Raw genomic sequence first — 2,305 nt, 5'->3', positions numbered from 1 at the left:
GTACGCCACCACGGCCTCGTCGCGGTCGGCCGACCGGACGCGGTCCAGCGCCGCCTCGTCGGCGACAACGACCACGTCGGCGGTCCGCTCCACGTCGAGGGCGTCGGGGCTGACGGCGCGCGTCTCGACGGCGACACTCCGGTCGCCGTCGGAGCCGTTCCACTCGGACTCGAACCGCGCCTCGATGTCACCGGTGTGTTCGGGGTCGTCGCCGAGCACGAGGACCAGCGTGCGCTCGCCCACCGCGGAAGTCACGATGATATGTGGTAGCTCTCCCCGAGAGTATAAGTCTTCTTACCGGTCGTGCGGTCTCAACGTCTCGACCGGTTTGCGCCGTCAAAATCCCGCCGCGGTCGTCGTCGGGTACCCCCGCACGACCGCCGACGAGCGACCCCGGAACCCTTTTGGAGCAACACGGGCCACGTTCGTGTAATGAGCGATCTCGAAGCGGAGTACCGTCTCGACTACTTCGAGGAGGAGGGGTTCGAGCGCAAGGAGTGTTCCTCCTGTGGCGCGCACTTCTGGACCCGTGACGCCGACCGCGAACTGTGCGGCGAGCCGCCCTGTGCGGACTACAGCTTCATCGACGACCCGGGCTTCCCCGAGGCCCACTCGCTGTCGGAGATGCGCGAGGCGTTCCTCTCCTTCTTCGAAGAGCACGGACACGAGCGGATCGACCCGTATCCGGTCGCCGCGAACCGCTGGCGCGACGACGTCCTCCTGACGCAAGCGTCGATCTACGACTTCCAGCCGCTGGTCACTTCCGGGCAGACGCCGCCGCCGGCGAACCCGCTGACCGTCTCCCAGCCCTGTATTCGGATGCAGGACATCGACAACGTCGGCAAGACGGGGCGGCACACGATGGCGTTCGAGATGATGGCCCACCACGCGTTCAACACGCGCGAGGAGGTCGAGGAAGGCGAGTACGCCTACCACGGCGAGGTGTACTGGAAAGACGAGACGGTCCGGTACTGCGACGAGCTGTTCGAGAGCCTCGGTGCCGATCTGGAGGAGATCACCTACATCGAGGACCCGTGGGTCGGCGGCGGCAACGCCGGGCCCGCAATCGAGGTCATCTACAAGGGAGCCGAGCTGGCGACGCTCGTCTTCATGTGTATGGAGCGGGACCCCGACGGCGACTACGAGATGAAAGACGGGCACACGTACTCCTTTATGGACACGTACATCGTCGACACCGGGTACGGGCTCGAACGGTGGACGTGGATGAGTCAGGGGACCGCGACGGTGTACGAGGCGATCTACCCCGACGCGATCGACTTCCTGAAGGAGAACGCGGGGATCGAACACACCGAGGCGGAACGGGAGCTGATCCACCGCGCCGCGAAGCTCTCCGGCCGGCTCGACATCGACGACGTCGACGACGTGGAGGCCGTGCGCGGCGAGATAGCCGACCGGCTCGACGTCGACGTCGACCGGCTGCGCGAACTGGTCGAGCCGCTCGAATCGATCTACGCGATCGCGGACCACTCGCGAACGCTCGCGTACATGTTCGGCGACGAGATCGTTCCCTCCAACGTCGGGACGGGCTACCTCGCCCGGATGGTGTTACGCCGGATGAAGCGGCTCGTCGACGAGGTCGGCGTCGACGCTCCGCTCGACGAACTCGTCGACATGCAGGCCGAGCGGCTGGGATACGAGAACCGCGACACGGTCCGCGAGATCGTCCGCAGCGAGGAGCGGAAGTACGAGGAGACGCTGGAGCGCGGTGCCCGGAAGGTCGAACAGCTCGCCGACGAGTACGCCGGCACCGGTGAACCGATCCCCACCGGAGAGCTGTTGGAGCTGTACGACTCCCACGGGATCCAGCCCGACATGGTCGCCGACATCGCCGAGGAGCGCGGCGCGACCGTCGACGTGCCCGACGACTTCTACGCGCTCGTCGCCGACAGACACGAGGAGGCCGACGCCGCCGACGCCGCCGATGAGCGGGACGAACGGCTCGCCGACCTCCCCGAGACCGAGAAGCTGTTCTACGACGACCAGGGCCGCACGGAGTTCGAGGCGGTCGTCCTCGACGTGTTAGAGAGCGAGGAGGGGTACGACGTCGTGTTGGACCAGACGATGTTCTATCCCGAGGGCGGCGGGCAGCCGGCCGACAGGGGACAGCTCACGGTCGGCGAGACCACCGTCGACGTCACCGACGTACAGGAGACCGACGGGGTCGTCCTCCACCGCACGGACGCCGACCCCGGGAAAGGAGAGTTCGTCCGCGGGCAGGTCGACGGCGGCCGCCGCGACCGCCTCCGCGCGCACCACACCGCGACGCACCTCATCGGTCACGCAG

The 2,305-nt window shown here is 67.3% G+C and carries 1 protein-coding gene and 1 pseudogene; one reads left to right on the top strand and one right to left on the bottom strand.

Annotated elements, in window-relative coordinates; genetic code table 11:
- Nucleotides 1–219, bottom strand: a pseudogene (locus BN903_RS17435) (PAS domain-containing sensor histidine kinase); the annotation flags it as partial.
- A gap of 213 nt (nt 220–432) precedes the next feature.
- Here BN903_RS17435 and alaS point away from each other — a divergent pair.
- Nucleotides 433–2,305 (top strand): alanine--tRNA ligase (alaS, locus tag BN903_RS09075; RefSeq protein WP_048077435.1); only part of this gene is annotated, 1,873 nt, incomplete at its 3' end.

This window comes from Halorubrum sp. AJ67 (assembly GCF_000513435.1).
The sequence above is the reverse complement of the archived record's forward strand: the minus strand, read 5'-3'. Positions and strand labels throughout refer to the sequence as shown.